Source organism: Neobacillus niacini (genome assembly GCF_023715785.1).
Classification (GTDB): Bacteria; Bacillota; Bacilli; order Bacillales; family Cytobacillaceae; genus Neobacillus; species Neobacillus niacini_E.
In genome coordinates this window covers 1-21,861 of record NZ_JAMBOX010000027.1, presented here as the reverse complement: position 1 = coordinate 21,861, position 21,861 = coordinate 1, and the positions used below count along the sequence as shown (strand labels likewise).

23 protein-coding genes are annotated in these 21,861 nt (G+C 40.3%); 7 read left to right on the top strand and 16 right to left on the bottom strand.

Annotated features, from left to right (window positions below):
• Positions 1–88 precede the first annotated feature (88 nt).
• Entirely contained in the window at positions 89–328 is a 240-nt protein-coding gene (locus M3234_RS27195) for a YlbE-like family protein (RefSeq protein ID WP_066318056.1), read from the bottom strand.
• 18 nt (positions 329–346) lie between these two features.
• Positions 347–751 (bottom strand): YlbD family protein, encoded by a 405-nt coding sequence (locus tag M3234_RS27190; RefSeq protein WP_262307665.1) that lies wholly within the window; start codon positions 749–751, stop codon positions 347–349.
• Positions 752–898: 147 nt separating this feature from the next.
• On the opposite strand from M3234_RS27190, the gene M3234_RS27185 reads away from it, so the two are divergent.
• Positions 899–1,381, top strand: coding sequence for a PaaI family thioesterase (locus M3234_RS27185; RefSeq protein ID WP_262307664.1), 483 nt, complete (start codon positions 899–901; stop codon positions 1,379–1,381).
• Positions 1,382–1,400: 19 nt separating this feature from the next.
• Positions 1,401–1,766, top strand: coding sequence for a hypothetical protein (locus M3234_RS27180; RefSeq protein ID WP_262307663.1), 366 nt, complete (start codon positions 1,401–1,403; stop codon positions 1,764–1,766).
• Positions 1,767–1,806: 40 nt separating this feature from the next.
• Here M3234_RS27180 and M3234_RS27175 read toward each other — a convergent pair whose 3' ends face one another.
• Both M3234_RS27175 and M3234_RS27170 read right to left on the bottom strand, forming a co-directional pair.
• Positions 1,807–2,757, bottom strand: coding sequence for a CAP domain-containing protein (locus M3234_RS27175; protein ID WP_262307685.1), 951 nt, complete (start codon positions 2,755–2,757; stop codon positions 1,807–1,809).
• 301 nt (positions 2,758–3,058) lie between these two features.
• A complete protein-coding gene (locus M3234_RS27170) occupies positions 3,059–3,493 on the bottom strand; it encodes a CBS domain-containing protein (protein WP_262307662.1) in 435 nt (144 codons plus the stop codon).
• A gap of 182 nt (positions 3,494–3,675) precedes the next feature.
• On the opposite strand from M3234_RS27170, the gene M3234_RS27165 reads away from it, so the two are divergent.
• Positions 3,676–4,035 carry a YugN-like family protein gene (locus M3234_RS27165; RefSeq protein WP_262307661.1) on the top strand — a complete coding sequence of 120 codons (360 nt, stop codon included), beginning with the start codon at positions 3,676–3,678 and terminating at the stop codon, positions 4,033–4,035.
• 51 nt (positions 4,036–4,086) lie between these two features.
• Here the strand turns inward: M3234_RS27165 and M3234_RS27160 are convergent, their stop codons facing one another.
• From M3234_RS27160 to cyoE, 7 genes are all read right to left on the bottom strand, one after another.
• A complete protein-coding gene (locus M3234_RS27160) occupies positions 4,087–4,551 on the bottom strand; it encodes a DUF420 domain-containing protein (RefSeq protein ID WP_262307660.1) in 465 nt (154 codons plus the stop codon).
• Between the two features lie 104 nt (positions 4,552–4,655).
• Entirely contained in the window at positions 4,656–5,561 is a 906-nt protein-coding gene (gene ctaG / locus M3234_RS27155; RefSeq protein WP_311315702.1) for a cytochrome c oxidase assembly factor CtaG, read from the bottom strand.
• A gap of 144 nt (positions 5,562–5,705) precedes the next feature.
• Positions 5,706–6,041 carry a cytochrome c oxidase subunit IVB gene (gene ctaF / locus M3234_RS27150; RefSeq protein WP_262307659.1) on the bottom strand — a complete coding sequence of 112 codons (336 nt, stop codon included), beginning with the start codon at positions 6,039–6,041 and terminating at the stop codon, positions 5,706–5,708.
• 5 nt (positions 6,042–6,046) lie between these two features.
• Entirely contained in the window at positions 6,047–6,676 is a 630-nt protein-coding gene (locus M3234_RS27145) for a cytochrome (ubi)quinol oxidase subunit III (RefSeq protein WP_262307658.1), read from the bottom strand.
• Positions 6,676–8,544 (bottom strand): cytochrome c oxidase subunit I, encoded by a 1,869-nt coding sequence (gene ctaD, locus M3234_RS27140; RefSeq protein WP_262307657.1) that lies wholly within the window; start codon positions 8,542–8,544, stop codon positions 6,676–6,678. Before ctaD ends, M3234_RS27145 begins: the two co-directional genes overlap by 1 nt.
• Positions 8,545–8,575: 31 nt before the next feature.
• Positions 8,576–9,634: a cytochrome c oxidase subunit II gene (gene coxB, locus M3234_RS27135; protein ID WP_262307656.1), complete on the bottom strand. Its 1,059-nt coding sequence runs from the start codon at positions 9,632–9,634 to the stop codon at positions 8,576–8,578.
• 94 nt (positions 9,635–9,728) lie between these two features.
• Positions 9,729–10,655 (bottom strand): heme o synthase, encoded by a 927-nt coding sequence (gene cyoE, locus M3234_RS27130; protein WP_262307655.1) that lies wholly within the window; start codon positions 10,653–10,655, stop codon positions 9,729–9,731.
• 577 nt (positions 10,656–11,232) lie between these two features.
• On the opposite strand from cyoE, the gene M3234_RS27125 reads away from it, so the two are divergent.
• On the top strand, positions 11,233–12,153 hold the full coding sequence (locus M3234_RS27125; RefSeq protein WP_262307654.1) for a COX15/CtaA family protein: 921 nt from the start codon (positions 11,233–11,235) through the stop codon (positions 12,151–12,153).
• Between the two features lie 569 nt (positions 12,154–12,722).
• On the opposite strand, the gene pyc is transcribed toward M3234_RS27125, so the two are convergent.
• The 3 genes from pyc to M3234_RS27105 form a co-directional block, all read right to left on the bottom strand.
• On the bottom strand, positions 12,723–16,166 hold the full coding sequence (pyc, locus tag M3234_RS27115) for a pyruvate carboxylase (RefSeq protein ID WP_262307653.1): 3,444 nt from the start codon (positions 16,164–16,166) through the stop codon (positions 12,723–12,725).
• Positions 16,167–16,231: 65 nt separating this feature from the next.
• Positions 16,232–17,437 (bottom strand): FtsW/RodA/SpoVE family cell cycle protein, encoded by a 1,206-nt coding sequence (locus tag M3234_RS27110; protein ID WP_262307652.1) that lies wholly within the window; start codon positions 17,435–17,437, stop codon positions 16,232–16,234.
• A gap of 198 nt (positions 17,438–17,635) precedes the next feature.
• Complete coding sequence (locus M3234_RS27105; RefSeq protein ID WP_262307683.1) at positions 17,636–17,917, bottom strand: Fpa/YlaN family protein; 282 nt, start codon at positions 17,915–17,917, stop codon at positions 17,636–17,638.
• Between the two features lie 167 nt (positions 17,918–18,084).
• On the opposite strand from M3234_RS27105, the gene M3234_RS27100 reads away from it, so the two are divergent.
• Positions 18,085–18,582 carry a molybdopterin-binding protein gene (locus M3234_RS27100; protein WP_262307651.1) on the top strand — a complete coding sequence of 166 codons (498 nt, stop codon included), beginning with the start codon at positions 18,085–18,087 and terminating at the stop codon, positions 18,580–18,582.
• Between the two features lie 52 nt (positions 18,583–18,634).
• Here the strand turns inward: M3234_RS27100 and M3234_RS27095 are convergent, their stop codons facing one another.
• The gene (locus M3234_RS27095; RefSeq protein WP_262307650.1) at positions 18,635–19,963 is read right to left on the bottom strand and encodes a PhoH family protein; all 1,329 of its coding nucleotides are present in this window, start codon (positions 19,961–19,963) and stop codon (positions 18,635–18,637) included.
• A gap of 196 nt (positions 19,964–20,159) precedes the next feature.
• Between M3234_RS27095 and M3234_RS27090 the strand changes: the two genes are divergently transcribed.
• Positions 20,160–20,747, top strand: a complete 588-nt coding sequence (locus tag M3234_RS27090; RefSeq protein ID WP_262307649.1) for a YhcN/YlaJ family sporulation lipoprotein — start codon at positions 20,160–20,162, stop codon at positions 20,745–20,747.
• 41 nt (positions 20,748–20,788) lie between these two features.
• Here M3234_RS27090 and M3234_RS27085 read toward each other — a convergent pair whose 3' ends face one another.
• Positions 20,789–21,244: a pyridoxamine 5'-phosphate oxidase family protein gene (locus M3234_RS27085; RefSeq protein ID WP_262307648.1), complete on the bottom strand. Its 456-nt coding sequence runs from the start codon at positions 21,242–21,244 to the stop codon at positions 20,789–20,791.
• Positions 21,245–21,411: 167 nt separating this feature from the next.
• Between M3234_RS27085 and M3234_RS27080 the strand changes: the two genes are divergently transcribed.
• Positions 21,412–21,612 (top strand): YlaI family protein, encoded by a 201-nt coding sequence (locus M3234_RS27080; protein ID WP_262307647.1) that lies wholly within the window; start codon positions 21,412–21,414, stop codon positions 21,610–21,612.
• Positions 21,613–21,861 lie beyond the last annotated feature (249 nt).

Below are 21,861 nucleotides of genomic sequence, written 5' to 3'. Positions count from 1 at the left end.
CGCACCACTCCTTATGACTGTATTGTTTGCCCGTAAATAATTTTTTAACCAAAATAAAAAGGCCACACCGATCTGCAATGTGCCCTTGTCAGTTTTGATTTTTCATGGCTTGAAACATGGAAAACATCATTGTCGCCATTTGAACGCCATAGGAGAATTTTTCTACCTGATGCGGAATTGTCTTTTTATAATGGTGCAGCGATGCCACCTCGAACGCCTGTATATCATAAGGGTTTCTCGACAATTTCCGATACCACATTGGCTGTTCCCGAATAAATCGTTTTAGATCCTTCTGCCCTTCCAAATAATCCAGTACCTCTTTTCTCATCTGATTTACCCCTTTTATTTAATCTTGTCTAAAGGAAAATGGATGCGGCGGTGCTTCGGGTGGTTTTACCTGATTATTTTGGCTATTAGTACCCTGAAATTGTGCCAGCAGCCCTTGAACGGCTGCTACGGCCTCACTCGCATTTTGAAGGTATGTTTGCATTTGATTTGGGTCCAAATTCTTGAACATCCCCATCACATTCGACATAAAGTCACCCTTGCCTTCTTTTTCATTTTTGGCGGTATCCTTTTTGTCTGTCCCTATAGATTCCCAGCGTTTGTCATCCTCCCCCAACAAATACCAGTCCTCATATAATTCCTGCCAGGTGGCATTGCCTTTCCTTACCTCTTGGATAATAGTCGGATTGCTTTTTACGAACTCTTTAAATTTTAGTACGGAAGGGTGCAATTTTTTTTGTGCCATTGTTCTCACCTCAGCCCATATTAATCCCATATTTAAAATATGATACAAATCGAAAAAGGTGAAACCGTTAAGCAGGATAAAATATTTATAATTACAATAGGAAGTGTTAAGATGTGTTATGAAATAGTAACGAAAGAGGTAAACAAAATGACTGATCAGTTAAGACAACTTTTAGAATCATGTATCGAAAATGGCACGGAGACAGATTTACAGGTGCTGAATATACTTTTACAAGGGATTCAAAAGAGAATCGAACGGAACAGCGACTCTTATATCGGCGAGCTGCTTCATATGGAAAGAAAAATCGACAATGATACTTGTGAAATCGTTATCCCGATTAATCCTGCCATTCACAATAATTTGAATATCGTCCACGGCGGTATCACAGCGACCGTGCTCGATACAGCAATGGGCTCTCTGGCAAATTATATACTTCCAGAAGGATTTGGGGCTGTCACCAATCAATTAAATATCCATTATATTGCTCCCGGAATTGGCGACCAGTTGCGCTGCTGCGCGGAGATTATTCATCACGGAACAAAAACAGTCGTCATTTCGGGCGAAGCTTTTCGAAGTGATGGAAAAAAAATCGCCCACGCAACAGGTACGTTCTTTATCATTCCAAAATGATTCAAGGAGAGTTAACGTAATGGTCACTGCCATCTTAATCCCGATTGTTTGCTTTTATTTTTATTGGCTTACCAAGAAAGAAATGAAAGAGTATGACCAAAAATGGCTTGCAGCTGGTGATATTGCCCATGAGGCCGTTTTAAAAGGGATAATAAAAGGGGTTCGTGCCGAAAAACAGCGTTATTACTACAATCGCTATCTTTACGTCCAAATACTTTCATTGCAAACAGACGGCAAGGCTATAACCGTAAAAAAAATGTCTCCTCTCACGAAAGACACGGAACCGGACAACTTTTCCGTCGGCGAAATAATCACTGTTTACGGAAGCTGGGAGGGCAATACATTTCTATTTAATGAATATAAAAGAGAGAAAAGTAGGTTATAAAATCAAATAGGGACAGATTTTCTGTCCCTGTCTCCTTAAATCATTCTTCCGCCTTTTGAATAAAATTCTGGGTATAATACTTTTGATAAACCCCGACTCCTAAATGGGTAAAGTCTTTATTTAACAGAGACTCCCGATGGCCTTTACTATTCAGCCAGCCTTCAACGACAGCCGGTGCATCCGTATAATTTGCGGCAATATTCTCCCCCGCCGCCTTGTAGACTACCTCTGCCCGATTTAAGCGGTCGGTAAGACTGCCAAATGTTCTCGATTCATGGGAAAAGTCATTGTTTTCCGCCATATCCTTGCTATGCCCATAGGCGACATCCGCCGTACTTTCATCCCATTTAAGCGGCGTCAATTGATGCCGCATTCTTAGTACATTGGTGATTTCAAAAATTTCCTGTTCCGCTCCAGATTGAATCGAGTCCCACATTTCCTCAGTGGGAACCGCAGCCTCAATCAGCTCCCCACGATACACCAATTCGTATGGCCTTTGTTTAATTAATGTTTCTGCCGTTAAAAAGCGGACACTGGAAAGCGTTCCGGTAAACTTATCTATATAAAGCTGAACATATATATCGCCCAATTGTACCATTGGCCGGAGATTAAGGTCATTATCATTCAGTTCAAACCGATAAGAATTTCCATTATATTCAATATTAATATTAGTATCTATAAATTGCGTGATAAATATTTCCTCCACCGGCTGGCCGATCTTAAACGGGGCAACATTTAAATTCTCCCCGAGCGCAAATACCGTTACAACTTGGTTATTTTGAACGCCGACCTGTGCATAACGATTATAATCCAGATTATAGATATACCATTGATAACCATAAAGCGTCTCATCAATTCGCTGGGGCGGTCCTAGTTCATTTAGCAGGTCAGTCAGGCTTTTGCCTATCAATAGTGAAATTCCTTCGGCAGGCTTTTCGGAAACTTTTCTTTTTTGGCCCTGATCATTACTAGTTGACCAAGACTGTTCCATTTCCAATGTATGATCCTCTTTAACTAAAACCTGATCCTGATTTTTTTCATTTATCCCAGCATAAAATGCGATAGTTAAGATTACAGCTGAAAGAATCAAAATTCTAAATAAGGCTCGCAGAGGTTTACCCCCTCTCTATTTCTTTCTCTATCATTATACGTACTGTTAAAATAATTATATCATTTATAACGAATTTAGTAATAGATGATATCAAAAAAATCTGATATATATAGGCAGATAAAGAAAACAGGTACTTTTTGTACCTGTTTAAAAGAAGTAACCTATTTTGAAGAATAATAATTTAGTGCTGAACCCCATTATAATTTTGTTCCGATATTTCCGTTAGTGCCTGCTTCGCCTGGTCATCTGTTAATTCCCTGATTGCAAAGTCCCCGAGTGAAACAATGCCAACCAACTTCCCATTTTCGACTACAGGAAGCCGGCGAATTTGATGCTCTGCCATCAACTTGGCTGCATCCCTGCTGGTAGCCTCGGGCGTAACAGTAATAAGTTTATCACTCATAATATCTTCAACTTTTGTTGATCCCGGATGTTTTTCCGCTACACCTCTAATGACGATATCCCGATCGGTGATCATTCCGACAAGTTTATCCTGGTCGACAATCGGAATCGCACCGACATTGAGTTCCTTCATCTTTACTGCAACCTCATACACATTATCCAACAAAGTGCAGCACTCAACATCATTAGTCATAATATCGCGAATTCTTTCCATCCTATCGCCTCCGGAGATTTTCTGTTTTCCCTAATAGCATTTTCACAATTCTATTGATTTATTCGTTATTGAATTCATTGCAAGTTATTCCTTTTTCATCTATTATTAAAAATGAATTCATCTTGCTATAAATCCACCAATTAAACAAAGGGGAATGGCAGCGTTTTAGGAGGGAGTTTATCATGAAATTTGAAAATACCGGAATTGAAAAAATGAAGGCAGAACTCAATCGTTTGGATGAGGTAATGGAAGCCCATAAATTGGTTCGTGCAGGACAGTGGGACTATGAACGGGTTACATACGACCGCAAGTTTGAAATGAGGGAGGGAACATTCTACCTTCGCCTTCAAGGCTATGCAGTAGAAGGAGATGTCGATACCTTCAAAGCAATGATTCAATTAATGACTCCGCTGCTTGGAAAGCACTATTATCCACATGGGGTCGAGTATGGTGAAGGCGAGAATTTCCCAGCATCACTTGTGAACCAATGCAAAAAGATTATTGAAGACGTTAAAAACGAAATCAGCAAATTTGCGGAATAAAAAACAAAAAGGGCACATGACTAGTTCATGTGCCCTTTGTTCTGCCATTGCTTAAAATCCGAGAATTGCCTTAATCATAGATGTCGTTTCGCCGCCATGATAAAAAACATACAACAGCAAATAGACTGCTACACCGGTGATGGCGGTACAAAACCAGACAATACTAGTAAACGGGCCAAGCTTACGGTGAAAGGAAAGCTTATTTTTATATCCGGATAGTAACGACAAGACTCCGAGGACTGCACCAAGCGTAGCCAATGTGATATGAAAAATCAAAAAGATGGTGTAGTAGATTTTGATATCGTCCGGCCCGCCAAACGCAGTATTTCCTATAAAAACTGTTCTTGATGCATAAATGACAAAGAAAATAAGTGCAAAAACTGCAGCTAAAGTCATTGTCTTTCTGTGCTGCTCAATTTTCCTCTTGTATATTTGCCGCCAGCCAATTGCAACTGTTATACCGCTTAAAACAATAAAAGTTGTACTAATTGTAGGCAAGATTGGTAATGAGTCCATTTTCGGTTCCTCTCTTTTTTATGTATTCTACCATAATAGTAGAGTACCCGCGCTTTTTTTTCAACGGATGCAGGAAAATAAATAATCCCCCTGATATTGGGAGATTATTTCACTGGCGATGGATTGAAGTTATGGTTCATGATCTCTTCAGCTTCTGCTTGATCCTTGCGGAACCATTCAAAAAATACTCTGGCTAGAATCGCGCCATAAATCACTTCTTGCATCACCTTCATCAGAACCCCCCCAAGCTGCTGATCATGAACCAAAGACATCGAGCTAAACAATTCGGGGCCGCTTAAATTTAGGCTGGCAAAGTTTGCCGATCCGACACATAAGGCCATCACCTTGCCCCAAACGGCAGGATCTGAATAAGTTGCATAAAGTGATGTATCGGCAAAGATGATTAGGGCACAAGCTGGTGTGATCAGAATTCCATCCGCAAAAATGTAGGCCACTTTCTTTAGGCCGCTCAAATTTTGGTGCTCCGGCACCTGATTGAGCAATGGCCACCACATAAAGACGGCCACTACAAACAAGACAAGGGTGTAGGCGGTATGCATCCAAAAACTTTGCATGACATGATCAAAAATTAATGGAATATGGTAAAACGAAAATAACCCATTAAAGACAATTAAAGCGATTAGCGGTTTTGTGAAAAACGTTAATAAGGAGTTAATGACCTTGAACTCCAAAAGCTTTCTCCATACCCAAACAGGAATAGCAAAAATTAATAGTGGCGGGATAAGTAACACCAGGGCAACCATTTGAATCATATGAACATAAAACATCAAATGGGCCAAGACATCTAAGGGAGAACCTTTAATAGCGTAAATAAGTGCCATTGACAATAAAAATAAGAAAATCTGTTGTTTTGTTAATTTTTCACTGCCAGGAAACAGATGCCGGTATTTTATAGTAAGCAAAAAATAGCCTGCAGTAATAGCTGCCATAAACAGTAAAAAGTATGGGCTCCAGAGTGCTTTAAATCCGAAAATATCTAATGCCAGCACTATATATCACCTCTATTGTATTAGAAAGAATCATTACCCTTATTATACCCTTGGCAAATTTAACAAGCAAAAAATGAACCTTCCCGAATATTCATGTCTAAAAAAGAAAATCGGCACATTGCCGATTTTCTTTTTTGTTTCTCATTACCACCAAATGATGGTCATGAATGCCAATGCCATAACTAATGCAAAGAATAAACCAAAATAAAGGAATAATGATGGTGCCTCATGACCTTTATGACTCATATGCATGAAATAATATAGCTGAAATATCACCTGAACGAAAGCTAATAGTACAATAAACGGAGCGGTAAACCAAGCGGTAAATCCCTTAATAGCAACTGCCGCGAAAGCCACCAATGTTAAGAAAATCATCAGCGAAAAGGAAACAACCTGGTATCTCATCTCTTCTGCACTTTTCCGGCGGCGATACTCAAGATCAACTCGTGGGTTACGTGAATTTAATTGTTGATTTGCCATAAGTTTTATCCCACCATTCCCATTAAATAAACTACAGTAAAGATAAATACCCAAACAACGTCAATAAAGTGCCAATATAGGCTGGCCACATAGAATTTAGGTGCGTTATACAAGTCTAAACCGCGTTTATAGTTACGGAGTATAAGTGCCAAAATCCATGCAAGTCCGAAGGTAACGTGGGCACCATGGAAGCCGACTAACGTATAGAATGCCGAACCAAAGGCACTGCTTGTAAACGTATGGCCAAACTCATGAACATAGTGGCTAAACTCGTAAATCTCCAAGCCTAAGAATCCTAAACCTAATGCCACTGTAACACCAAGCCACAGCATCATCTTTTGGGTGTTAAAGTTTTTCATATGGTACATTGCGTATACACTTGTCAACGAGCTTGTTAATAGGAGCATGGTTGCGACAAATGTGAGCGGCAAATCGTATAAATCTTTTGCCAAAGCATGTTCAGGACTAGGTACCTTATCCTTTAATGCCAGGTAGGTGGCAAAGAGAGAAGCGAAAAGAACTGTCTCTCCCCCTAGAAATAACCAGAAACCAAGAAATTTATTTTTTGCTTCAAGGGTGGATCTCTCCGGCTCTGCAGGCCATGTTTCGTAAGTTAATTTTTCTTCAGCGTGCATTATGCCTTAACCCCCTTATCATTTTCATCCATTAATTCCTCTTTATGAATATGGAAGCCATGATCGTCTTTTACAGAACGTACTAGCATGGATCCAAAGGTAATCAGTAATCCAATTATGATCACTGGTACCGCCCATGACTTTTCACCATTATACAAAACACCAAAAGCTGCAAAGAATAATCCAAATGAAATCATGAATGGAATAAAGGAAGAATTCGGCATATGAATATCTCCAAGTGGTTCTGCTGGTGTCATGCCTTTCTTACCCGCTGTCTTTTCTAACCATAACGGATCAAGGCCGCGTACAAGCGGAAGCTGCTTGAAGTTATAGAATGGCGGCGGTGACGGAATCGTCCATTCAAGTGTTCTTCCATCTTCCCATGGATCGTTGCCAACCTTTACATTTTTCACAGATGTCATAACAACGTTAATTAGAAGCACAATCACACCTAGTGACATAAATAACGCACCAATGGAACTTATCATATTGGAAGTTTCATATCCTTGACCTGGCAAGAACGTAAACACCCGTCGCGGCATTCCCCAAAGTCCCAAAAAGTGTTGAATAAAGAATGTTAAATGGAAGCCGACAAAGAATAACCAGAAGGTAATTTTTCCAAGAGTTTCATTTAACATCGTACCGAACATTTTTGGCCACCAGTAATGGGTTGCGGCAAAAATACCAAATACGACACCACCAACGATAACGTAGTGGAAGTGGGCAACAACGAAATAACTGTCATGATATTGATAATCTGCCGGTGCAGTACCAAGCATTACCCCTGTTACCCCACCCATTACGAACGAAGGAATAAACGCAAACGCCCAATACATTGGAGTCGTAAATTTCACGCTGCCTCCCCACATAGTGAACAGCCAGTTGAAAATTTTTATGCCCGTTGGAACAGCAATTGCCATTGTTGCAACAGCAAAGATCGCATTGGCCACTGGGCCTAAACCAGTTGTAAACATGTGGTGAGCCCAAACCATGAACCCTAGGAAACCAATTAATACTGTGGCAAATACCATCGATGAGTATCCGAATAACCGTTTTCTTGAAAAAGTAGAGAAAATTTCCGAGAAAATCCCAAATGCCGGAAGTATTAAAATATATACCTCAGGGTGTCCAAATATCCAGAATAAATGTTCCCAAATTACGGTGTTACCTCCATTAGCAACAACAAAGAAATTCGAACCAAACATGCGGTCAAACATCATTAAAGTAAGACCAACTGTTAACGGAGGGAAAGCGAATAAAATTAATGCCGATGCAACAAACGTTGTCCAAGAAAATAGCGGCATTCTCATGTATGTCATTCCTGGAGCACGCATGTTTATAATAGTAACCAGGAAGTTAATCCCACCTATTAAAGTCCCTAAACCTGAAATTTGCAAACCGAGTACATAAAAGTCAACTCCATGTCCTTTGGAGTGAATTGCAAGTGAGGCGTAGGAAGTCCAGCCAGCATCTGGCGCACCGCCCAAAAACCAGGAAAGGTTTAAGAACACGCCACCAAAGAAGAATAACCAAAATCCAAGTGCATTAACGAATGGAAACGCCACATCACGGGCACCAATTTGCAAAGGCATTACCGCATTCATAAAGCCCAATAAAATCGGCATAGCCGCAAGGAATATCATCGTCGTTCCGTGCATGGTAATAATTTCATTAAAAGTACCTGCACTTACAAAATCATTATTCGGCACCGCAAGCTGCATCCTGATTAAAACAGCCTCGATACCTCCCACTATGAAGAAAAATCCACCTGCTAAGAGATATAGGATCGCGATCTTTTTATGGTCGACAGTTGTTAAAAAGTCCCATATAGTCGCACCAAACCCCTTTTTTTGAGTCAAGGTACTCACAATTTTACCTCCCTTTCAACCATTACCCCAATTATTCCTGAACTTTTAGGCCCATTAGGTATTCCGCAAGGGCTTCTAGCTGTTGTTCATCATATTTTGGATATTTATCAGTCATTAAGTTGCCTGGTTTATATTTTTCAGGATCACGAAGCCAATTTTTCAACTCTTCTTTATTATGATCCAAAATACCTGCTACACGAGATCTTTCACCAAAGTTTGTTAGGTTTGGTGCCATTCTTGCTGTGTCCGGCATTTGGTTTGACGGCGTTACAGCATGACAGCCGATACAGCTTTGATTAAAAAGCTCCTGTCCTTGGGCAGCCAAATCAGTTTTCGCTTTTTTCGGTTCTTTTACAGCCTGCATATCTTTTACCCATGCATCAAACTCAGCACGAGGCATGGCTTTTACTTTAAAGTCCATCAAAGCATGTGACGGTCCGCAAAGCTCAGCACATTTACCGTAAAAAAGATTCCCTGCTTCATTGGCTTTTTCTTCATCAAATACGAGCCAGAATTTATTCACGTTTTCAGTGTTCGTATCCAATTTCCCGCCTACTGCCGGAATCCAGAATGAGTGCTTCACATCCAAGGATTTTAAATCAAAATAAACCTTTTCGTTAGTTGGAACGACTAAATCTTGGCCTGTTACAATTTTCTGTTTTGGATATTCAAAATCCCACCAATATAAATGAGAGCGGACCTTAATAACCAGGGCATCTGATTTTTCCTTATCCATTTCTTTCACATCAGCAAGTTTAAAGGTAGCTGATACTGTTGGTACAGCAAGTAACAATAACAGCAAAATCGGAATAACTGTCCAGATGATTTCTAATTTATGACTTCCTTCCACCTGTTTTGGAATTCGGTCATCCTTTCTTCTAAACCTGAAAAAAACAATCACAAAAATAATAAAAACAACAAGGATAACTCCAACCATAATGTACGTACTTAACTTCATTAAATCGTACTGGATTTCAGCAGCTTCTCCGGCAGGCTGTAATGTGGAAAGGAACGGTTCGCCACAACCGGAAAGGACCAGCGCCAAAATCGCAAACAGCGAAATTAAACGCCATTTTGCAAACCTTTTCATGCTTAATCAAACCCCTCTTTCGTGTAAATTCTTAATTTAATGTTGGACCAAAGAAGTATGTAGAGTGAGGCAGTCATGCGCCTCGAAAGCAAAACTAAATTAATGTAACAACAACCATTGCCACAAAAATAATAGTTAAGTATTGAATAGAATAAACAAACATTAGTTTTGCCCACTTAATGTCATCTTTGATCTTATATCCATAAATCCCCAATGCCAGCCAACCGATATTTAACGCAGTTGCCAGGATTAGAAATGGGATTCCCAAATCGTGAAGAAAAAATGGTATTGGCAATAGTGCGGCCACCCAAAGCAAGATGCTCTTTTTGGTAGCTTTAAAGCCTTTGACTACTGGAAGCATTGGTATGCCGGCAGCCCTGTATTCATTTACCCTTCTCATCGCTAAAGCGTAGAAGTGCGGTGGCTGCCAGATAAACATGAGCGCAAATAGCAGCCAGGCAATGATATCTAGATTGGCATCAACAGCAGCCCAGCCAATCAGCGGCGGTACAGCACCGGAGAAACTGCCAATAATCGTGTTCGAGACTAATTGGCGCTTCGACCAAAGTGTATAAAGAACAACATAACTAAAAACTCCAAGCAGTCCAATAACTGTTGCAGTTACTGTAGTGAAGAATAAAAACAGTGTTCCCAGACCAATCAGGATAATTCCCAGTCCTAGAACTTTCAACGGGAGTATTTTTCCAGTGACGGTTGGTCTTGCTTTGGTCCGATCCATTAAATGATCAATATCTCGGTCGACATAATTATTAATCGCGCAAGAGCCGGCTATGATAAGCGACGAACCTGCCACTGTGAAAAAAATAACATCCAAATTATTTAAAAAGCTCTGTCCAGTGAAATGAAGTGCAAGCCATAAACCGGTAAAAGTGGTGATTAGGTTTGAATTTACGATCCCAATTTTAATAAGGGCCATAAAGTCATTCCATGCAGAGGGTTTTTCTGCAACTGAATCCAGGCTTGTCAGACCATTATCAATGGCAGCCTTTGAATTAGACATTCAATATTCTCCTCCCAATCTTGATAAGCCAATAATTCCCATATATATATATCAGATAAAACACATCATTTTAAACAACACTTTCTCTGTATATTAAATCACACTTTGCGAAGTTTTTGTGAATTTTTTTTGAATAATTTTTGACCAAATTGTGACAACGTGATTTTTATCATAACATGTCTCTATTTTATAATATCTTTTAAATAAAAATCACTATAAATTAAAATATTATTACAAAAAATTTCTATGTATTTATTCATTCTGTTTTAAAGCTTTATTGTATGATGGATCTAAATAATATATTTTTCTCTTGAGAAAAGATTCTTTCATATTTATTTACAGCAGGCTGTTATCGGAGTTATTACGTTTTCCACTATAATAATAGTGTTAATTGAATGTTATTCAAATGCCTCAGCCCATTTTTAAATATCCTCAACATCTTAGTCCGAAATTCTGTTCTTTTTCGCCAGAATTCGTTATGATGGATTAGGTACTTTTTATCGGTCTACTTTTTTTATCCATTATACTGTCAAGAATTTTTTTTGACAAATTATTGAACTTTTAAGAGGTGGGTTTCTTGCAACGTTCTTTGAAGTGGCTGGCAGTCGCCACTACCATCGGAATGATTTTAATTTTACTAGGTGGAGCATTGGTTACAAAAACCGGCTCTGGAATGGGCTGCGGGAGATCATGGCCGTTATGCAACGGAAAGTTCCTCCCCACTGAAATCACCCCAGAATTAGTTATTGAATTTGCCCACAGGCTAGTCTCAGGTGTTGTAGGGATTCTGGTGTTAGTTTTGTCCATTTGGTCATGGAAGGCGATTGGACATATAAGAGAGACTAAATTTCTTTCATTTTTGTCTTTTTTCTTTTTAGTTTTACAGGGACTCATTGGGGCAGCAGCCGTTCTCTGGGGACAATCTTCTTTTGTTCTGGCCCTGCATTTTGGGATTTCACTTATATCTTTTGCTGCTGTTTTCTTATTGACATTGCTTATATTTGAGATTGATAAGAAGTTTGAAGCAGAAAAAGTTTATATCGACAAACGAATGGGTTTTCATATTATCGCGGTAACCGCCTATAGTTATCTTGTCATCTATACCGGTGCATTGGTCCGCCATACAAAATCAAGTCTTATTTGCCGAGATTGGCCGTTTTGTTTAAACGATGCCCCAGCACTTCCCAGCAATCTATATGAATGGGTTCAAATGGGACACCGAGCCGCCGCTGGTCTGATATTCCTTTGGATTGGATATATAACCATCCTAGCCATTCGCCATTACAAAACCCAAAAGGTACTATATTGGGGTTGGATTATCTCATTTATTCTAGTAAGTCTCCAGGTAATCGCAGGAGCTTTTATCATTTTCACTAGGCTAAACCTTTATGTCGCCTTGCTTCATGCCTTCTTTATTACCTGCCTGTTTGGTGTTTTAAGCTATTTTATTCTCTTGTATTCAAGGTCCAAGAAGAACCATAATAACAAAAGAGTCTGACTTAATAAAGTCAGACTCAGGCTGTCGAGAAACTTTCGACAGCCTATTATTTTATTTACTCACCTTTACAATTCACCGCGTTAATTAAATATAATAATATTAATAAATAAAATATTCGATATGTCTGTTGATTTGCGCTCCAGGCACTTCGCTTTCCGCGGGCGTGCCTGGGAGCCTCCTCGGCGCAAGCGCCTGCGGGGTCTCCCACTGCCCCGTACTCCCGCAGGAGTCTTCGTGCCTTCCGCGCAAATCATCAGGTGGTTATTAATAAGTTAAGAAACTCAACCAATAATTATTAAAAATAAGTGGTAAATTCAATGTTTAAGCCTAAAGAGTCCAGCCAAAATGTGTTTGAATTTGTGTCTATTGATGAATTAGTGTTCCGGATGATCACCCTCTTCGTTTAATTGATAAATATGTAGACTTCTGCCGGTTGCGGGGAATAAAAAAAGCAAGTGAGCAGGCTCTTCTAACCGCATCTTGCCAGAACATGAAAAAAATTGCCGAGAAATATACCCTTTCTCGACAATCTGAGGCTGACTTAATAAAGTCAGCCTTTTTTATTGGTGTTAGCCTTTTATCAGTTCGAGCATTAAGTCACCAGTCTGGATGGCTTCACCGCTTTTAACGTAAATCTCCTTCACAACGCCGGAGAATGGAGCCTGGACGGTCGTTTCCATTTTCATTGCCTCGGTAATCATTAAATGATCGCCTCGTTCAACCCGCTCCCCTTTTTCAACCAATGCCTTTATGACAGTGCCTGGCATGGACGCAGAAATGTGACTTTCATTTTTCGGATCGCCTTTAAGTCTTGATACTACTGTTGCTTTAATGCTTTCATCCTTCACGACTACTTCACGCGGCTGGCCATTTAACTCAAAATATACTACTCTGGTTCCGTCCGCATGCGGCTGACCAATGGAAACGAGCTTTACAATCAAAGTTTTCCCCGTTTCAATTTCAACCTCAATTTCTTCTCCCAAACGCATACCATACAGGAAGGTTGGCGTATCAAGAACAGAAATATTGCCATAAGCTTCGGCTGTTTTCAAATAGTCCAAGAAAACTTTTGGATACAAAGCATAAGAAATAATTTCAAATGTGGTTACTTGTCTGCCAAGTTCATCAAATAGTTCTTGCTTAAGCTTTTCAAAATCAATCGATTCAAGTAATTCACCCGGACGGACTTCAAGCGGTTTTTTCCCTTTTAATATTACCTTTTGCAGTTCCTCAGGGAATCCGCCGTGCGGCTGGCCCAGATATCCCTCAAACAATTCAACGACAGAATCTGGGAAGTCGAGCGAAGCACCTCTTACTAATACCTCTTCCTCGGTTAACTCATTTTGAACCATGAACAGAGCCATATCGCCGACTACTTTTGAGGATGGTGTCACTTTGACTATATCTCCGAACATTTGATTTACTCTGGAATACATTTCCTTGACTTCTTCCCAGCGTTCGCCCAAACCGACAGCTTTCGCCTGCTGCTGTAAATTGCTGTATTGTCCTCCTGGCATTTCATGCTGATATATCTCGGAATGCGGTGACATCATGCCGGACTCAAAGTCTTGATAATATTTCCGGACATCCTCCCAGTAATGCGACAGCTTTTCAAGGGCATTAATATTTATTGCCGGTTTACGTTCCGTCCCTTCGAGAGCGTAATACAATGAATTGGCACTTGGCTGAGAGGTTAAGCCTGCCATCGTACTTAACGCGGTGTCGACGATATCCACTCCACCATCAATGGCCCTGGCATAGGTGAAAATTCCATTTCCGCTCGTGTCATGAGTATGAAGGTGGATCGGGATATTAACAGTTGCTTTTAATTCGGAAATCAGGCGGTAGGCGGCTTCCGGTTTTAATAACCCGGCCATATCCTTGATTCCAAGAATGTGTGCTCCCTGCTGTTCAAGCTCTTTGGCTAGATTTTTATAATAGTCAAGATTGTATTTCGTTCTTGTCGGGTCTAAAATATCTCCGGTATAGCAAATGGCAGCCTCAGCTATCTTCCCGGTGTCCCTAACTGATTGAATGGCAACCTCCATCCCTTTTACCCAGTTCAAACTGTCGAATATCCGAAATACATCGATTCCTGCAGAAGCTGACTGGGCAACAAATTCTTGAATTAAATTATCCGGATAGTTTTTATAGCCAACCGCATTTGCGCCGCGGATTAACATTTGGAACATAACATTTGGAATCTTCTCTCTTAATTTCAAGAGTCTGTCCCATGGATCCTCTTTTAAAAAGCGGTAGGCAACATCAAAGGTAGCCCCGCCCCACATCTCGAATGAAAACAGATTAGGCAAAAGCTTTGCGGTTGGTTCAGCAATATGGGCGATGTCGGTTGTCCGCATTCTTGTGGCTAGGAGGGATTGATGCGCATCCCTGAATGTGGTGTCCGTTAATAACACTTGCTTTTGGTTTTTAACCCACTCAACCAGACCTTCGGCGCCGTGTTGGTCCAAAATTTGTTTGGTTCCCTGCTTAGTGGATAGGTCAAATGGGACAGCCGGGATTCTCGGCTTGGCAAATACAGGCCGTTTCTTTTTTTCAATTCCAGGAAAACCGTTTACGGTTACAGTCCCGATATAGGAGAGCATTTTTGTTCCACGGTCTTTACGTACCGGGAACAGGAACAACTCCGGAGTATTATCAATAAAGGAAGTGTCATATTCCCCATTTAGAAACTTTGGATGCTTAACGACATTTTCCAAAAACGGAATATTGGTTTTTATCCCCCTAATTCTAAATTCCTGCAAGTTTCTGACCATTTTGGCTGCAGCTTGCTCGAAGGATAACGCCCAGGTCGATAGCTTGACAAGGAGGGAATCATAATATGGAGTAATGACAGCTCCTTGGAACCCATTCCCCGCATCCAGCCGGACTCCAAACCCACCGCCTGAGCGATAAGCCATGATTTTCCCTGTATCGGGCATAAAATTATTTAGCGGATCTTCTGTTGTAACACGTGACTGAATGGCAAAACCATTAAGCTTAATCTGCTCTTGTACCGGAATGCCGATAATCGGTCCATGCAATTCATGACCCTCGGACACAAGAATTTGTGTCTGTACGATATCAATCCCCGTTACCATTTCGGTAACCGTATGTTCAACCTGTACTCTAGGGTTCACTTCAATAAAATAAAATTCATCTTTTGAGACAAGAAATTCCACTGTACCGGCATTTAGGTAGTCGACATTTTTCATCAATTTTACGGCCGCAGCACAAATTTCTTCCCTTAATCCTTCAGATAACGATACGCTTGGGGCAATCTCGACAACTTTTTGATGGCGGCGCTGCACGGAACAGTCACGATCATAAAGATGGACAATATTGCCGCTCTTATCGCCGATAATTTGCACCTCAATATGCTTTGGATTTTCAATTAATTTTTCAAGGTATACCTCATCACTGCCGAACGCAGCTTTGGCTTCGGACTTTGCCCGCTCAAATGCTTCCTTGACTTCCTCCTGGCTTCTAACTATTCTCATCCCTCGGCCGCCGCCGCCGAGCGCCGCTTTAATGATGATTGGATAACCATGGGTTTCGGCAAAGCCAATAACCTCATGAAGTCCATTTACAGGCCCGTCTGACCCGGGAATAACCGGTATTCCAGCAAGTTCGGCTTGCCGCCTAGCCTTTACCTTGTCCCCGAACATATCCAAGTGATTGGAGGTTGGGCCGATAAAAATAATCCCTTCCTGTTCGCAGCGTCTGGCAAAATGGATATTTTCAGATAAAAATCCATAGCCGGGATGAATGGCTTCAGCACCGCTTTTTTTGGCAATCTCAATAATGCCGTCGATGTCTAAATAGGCATCGATTGGTTTTTTTCCTTCACCGACCAAATAGGCTTCATCTGCCTTATAGCGATGATAGGAGCCGGAATCCTCTTTAGAATAAATTGCAACAGTCCGAATATTCAGTTCAGTACAGGCGCGAAAAACCCTGATGGCGATTTCTCCCCTGTTTGCGACCAATATCTTATTTATTTGTTTTGCCAACTACTAGCACCTCTGTTTCTATTTATTTTTAAAAACGCGGGAGGCGCAAAAGCCCCCGCGTTTGATTAAATATAAAATACCTTTCCATCTTTTGTTACAGGCTTTTTGTCAGTTACGGCTTGTACGGGTTTAAATTTTTTTTCATATTTTACAAACATCGATACATTAACCAGAATCCCGGAAGCGGCAGCCAGCATCAATAGAGATGAACCGCCATAACTGATAAAAGGGAGCGGAACTCCGGTAAGAGGAATCACTCCGGATACACCAGCGAGATTAATAAAAGATTGAATTCCTATCATGCTTGATATACCAATAGCCAGCAGGCTGCCGAAGGGGTCCTTGCATTGTAGGCCAATATAAATTCCTCGCAAAACAATATAAGCAAGCAATAGAATAACAAACCCCACTCCCCAGATTCCCAGCTCCTCGGCGATTACAGCCATAATAAAGTCCGTATGGGCTTCAGGCAGGTAACCAAGCTTTTGAATGCTCTTACCCAATCCTAACCCATTTATCCCACCTGAACCGATGGCAATATAGGAATTCGCCAAGTGATAGCCAGCTTTCTGTACATATTCCTCGGCAAACGGGTTTTCCAACACTTGGAATCGCGCAAGCCGTTTTTCAGAAAATATATAGCCCTTTGCGGCAAAAACAAGGGGAACCAATACAATAAGAGCCATAAGCAAAAGCTTCCCGATTGTTTTAAAACTCATCCCCGAACAGAAAATGACCATACATGCAATAAAACCAATAATACTAGCGGTTCCATAGTCCGGCTGCAGGATAATTAAAAAGCAGACAATAAATAAAAATATTATGGGTGGCATGACACCTTTATTAAAATGATTAATATAAGACTGCTTTTTGGCATAAATGGCAGCTAAATAAATGATAACAGCCAATTTAACAAATTCCGAAGGCTGAAATTTAAATGAACCAATCAAATACCAGCTTCGTGCCCCGTTGGTGACATCACCAAACCAGAATAATCCCAATAGCAATACAAGAGATGTCAGAACAATCAATACCATAACCTTAGTAAATTTCATTATTTTGTAGGGAACAATCGCTGCAATCACAAAAACTACTGAAAATAATAACAGCCATATCTTTTGTTTTTGGTAAAAGTAGTCACTTGGATAATGGTACTTTTGAACAGTCCAAGCAATGCTCGAGCTGTAGATCATTACCAAACCAAAAATACATAATAGGATTATGGCTATAATCAGTGAATAATCATACGATTTTAATATTTTTCTACCCATGAAAGACGTCCTCATTTTTAATAATTGATTTTATACCATTCTATTATAATAGAAAAAATAGACTGTGACTTGAGGAAATGTTATTTTGTTTCAAGACTTCTGTGAGGAATATTCTGAAAAGATCGGCAAAAAAATATTGGGTTTATTCTATAATAAAAAACTCAAACAATCAATAGCCATTGTTTGAGTTTTAGCTGTTTATTTTCTTAATGATGCGTCATGCAGTGCCGATAATTCTCTTTCCAATGTATCTAAAATCGCTTTTCCATCCTTACTATCAATTAAGCCTAAACGAACAGCAAAGTCTATCTCTCTGGATAAGCCAAACATTTGTGTATCCAACACCTCTTCATAAAGAGGACATTGAGGCATCGTGAGATTGTCCATTTGCACTTTAATAAGCTTTAAGATTTTTTCAGCGTCAGCCTGCAATAAGGCAAAGGCTTTTTCTTGGTGATTCACGATCATTTCAGACGCCAACATTGATCCCCCCAGTTCAGAGCGATTATACAACTTATCTATAAATTTTACCGCCAAAACAGGAAAATTGCAAGAACTATGAGGTTTATTACAGTCAGCGGCCAAGTTTATGACATTTTCGCCAAAAAAAGCTATACTAAATGGTGTGCAGATTAGGAGGAATAGACATGGAAAATATCATGAAACTTTCAGGTAAAGTAAAATACCCATTGACACTCGACCCAAGCGTTTGGATATTCGATGACCGCAGAATTGATTTGACAACCTACTTTTCAACAAATAAGCAGGCGACAAATGCAGATGAGGAGTATACAAAAGCTGTTTCGAAGCATTGGGACCGAGAAATAATGGAGGGCGCCGTGTTCCCGCCAACATTAAAAACAGAGCGGATTTATGAAAAACAAAAAATGATGACCGGTACCTTCGGCATTCCTTTTAAGCCCTTTTTGAAAAATTCCGAGCCTGACAGTGATGCCTCAATCCTCATGATCCATACAAACGACAATGATTATGAGGTTTCCCTCAGCGAAGCATCAGAGCTAATTTTCGCATTTTCCGATCAAGGTAAACAGCTCACTGCTGATGGACCTGTTCACGTTTATTTTGGAGACGGTTCCAACCGTGAAAACCCAATTAAAAATGTTAAAGGATTTACTGTCAAATAAAAACTTTGCAAGCAAAAACGGGCTCGAAGCCCGTTTTTTTGTGGTATCGGAGCTAAAGTAAATCGGCAGCAAGCCTTGCCAAGCCGGATCTTTCACCCTTCAACAGTTTGACATGTCCTGAAATAACTTGATTTTTAAATTTTTCCACCACATAAGTCAAGCCGTTATTGTAGGCGTCGAGATAGGGGTGATCAATTTGCTCCGGGTCGCCCATCAAAACAATTTTGCTATCCTCACCTACCCTGGTTATAATCGTTTTCACCTCATGCTTTGTCAGATTCTGGGCCTCGTCTATTATAATAAATTGCTTTGGCAGACTTCTGCCGCGAATGTAGGTCAATGCCTCAACCTCAATCGATCCCATACCTGCTAAAATGGCATCAAGTTCTCCAGGTTTTTTTGTATTAAATAAATATTCGAGATTATCATAAATGGGCTGCATCCATGGCCTTAGCTTCTCTTGCTTTTCCCCCGGCAAAAATCCTAAATCTTTTCCCACCGGAACAATAGGTCTCGCCACCAATAGCTTTTTATATTCATGGAAATCTTCTGTCTGCAGCAATCCCGCTGCAAGTGCCAGTAATGTCTTTCCTGTTCCTGCTTTGCCGATTAAGGTGACAAGCGGAATATCCTTTCGCAGCAATAATTCAATCGCCATCGTCTGCTGGACATTACGCGGATGAATTCCCCATACGTGCTCTTGATTTATTGCCAGTTTTGTCACTTTTGTGCCTGTTTTATTAACAATGCCAACTGCCGATGCCGAGCTGCCAAGCACATCCTTTATAATCAGAAATTGATTAGGATAAAAGCGGTGATTAGGTATTTCTGTAAGAAAAAGCTCTCCTTTTTCATAAAAGCGGCTTACCAGGTCAATTGGCACAAACACTTCCTGAAACCCAGTATAAATTGAATCTATTTCTACCACGCGATCATTTAGAAAATCTTCTGCATCTAGGCCGATAGCATCAGCTTTGACTCTGACCAGGGCATCCTTGCTTACGAGAATAACCGGTTTCCCGTTTTCTTTTGTCTGTTCTTCTAAAAAAAGATTTTTAGCCACCGCCAAAATGCGGTTATCATTTGTTTTTTCAACAAAAATATCCTGCAGTTCATGAAATGACCGGTGATTTAATTCAATTCTGATTGTCCCTCCGTTTTCGAGTGGTATTCTCTCATGAAGCTTCCCTGAAGCTCTCAGACCATCAATTAATCTAGATACATGCCTGGCGTTCCGGCCAATTTCATCCATGTATCGTTTCTTTGAGTCCACTTCTTCGAGAACGACAGCAGGAATTACTACTTCATTATCTTGAAAGGAGAAAATGGAATACGGGTCTTGTAATAAAACGTTTGTATCTAACACGTATATTTTACTCAAAGCGACGCCTCCTGCATTACTTGGTGTAGGGTTGTTCAGGTTACTAAACAAGCCAATAGGCACTTTGGTAAAATATATGTTTACTGGAATAAAGATAGAAGGTATTCCGCACAATAAATGTTAATACGGAAACTCATTATCATAACAAATTGCTCCTTTATTTCGGCAATTGATTATGCTTTTATGGAGGGTTTTTATGAAAAGGATTTTCATGATTGCAGGAATTTGCCTGGCACTCACAGGATGCAATACCGATAAAAATAATAGTGCCGATCAGGCTAATCAATCTTTAGTAAAAGTAAAAAACAGCTATATTGACAATGTTGACCGCAAATCCGGCCAGGAAATTTCCAAACATCTCGTTGACCTTGCCACAAGTGTCCCAAACGTCAATGACGCAACCGCTGTCGTCCTGGGGAAATATGCAATTGTTGGTATTGATGTTAATGCCAAGATTGACCGGTCCCAAGTGGGGACAATAAAATATACTGTTGCCGAAAGCTTAAAAAAGGATCCCCACGGAGCCAGTGCGGTAGTTGTAGCCGACGCGGATATAAACCAGCGCCTAAAGGACATTAATGCAAATATTCAAAATGGGAGACCATTAAGCGGGATCATGGAGGAATTGGCGGAAATATCAGGACGCTTAATGCCGCAAGTCCCTGGAGACATCATTACCCCTAATCCGAAAAATGCTACAGAAAAACCGGATAAAAAACTGCCGGCAGATGAAGAAAAGGAATTAAAAAAAGAACAGGAAGACCAATCCAATCACCATAAGTAACCCAATAGCAATGGCTAGAAAAAAAGCTTAGTGTCAATACACTAAGCTTTTCTCATAGCATCCATAACCTGCCTGTCCAATTTTTCGGCAGCATTTTTATCATAGGTTTTGTCATATTCCACTTCAGTAACAATTTTGGAGCCATAAAACATGACATCCCTTACCTCTTTAATATTGACTTCTACTAACCCAAGCTTTAATGGTACATCCTGCAATCTTTCCTGTTTTTGCCGAGCGGTTCCTGAAATCGAATATGTTGATTCATTGGCGATGATATTAATTACAACCTGTTTGTTATTTTTGATATTTTCAAGGATCCTTGACCTGTTATCAACAGCTATATAAATTGTTTCCTCATCCTTGGCTAACACCCAGGAAATCGCGCTGACATTCGGACCTCCTGTTTCAAAATCAATCGTCGCCAAAGTTACAAACCTTTCCTTTTGCAGTTCATCGTATAATGGCTTTAACAACCTTGGTTCCACTTGATTAGCCATGTTTACAACCCCTTTGCTTTCCTATGTACTTCTGTAAAACAGATATTCTCATATTACTACTATCCCATTTATTCATCAACTTAAACAACCCGTTATATTCTTCAACCCGGCTGCGTGGTATAGTATAATAACAAATATAGTAACAGACAATTTAAAGAGGTGCCCAAATGAGAGTAAAATGCGTATTATGCGATAAAATAGAAACAATAGAGGATGAGTCTCCGGTTGCAAAGCGCCTTCGTAACCGCCCGATTCATACTTATATGTGCCAACACTGCGACGAACGGATCAAGGAAAAAACGAATCTCCGCTTGGAATCCGGCAATTTCCGCCTCTATCGCCCGAAAACGAATGGCGACGATTGGTAAAAACCCTGGACATTATAGCATAAAAAAGAAAGAGGCTGTCGAGAAACTTTCGACAGCCTTTATTATATATAACCACTTTAACAATTCACCGCGTTAATTTGTTATGATGATATTAATCAAAAACTATTCGATATGTCTGTTGATTTGCGCTCCAGGCACTTCGCTTTCCGCGGGCGTGCCTGGGAGCCTCCTGATATGAACGAAACTGTCAAGGCCCCAACTCCACCCCTAGGTTTCGATCCATTTTTG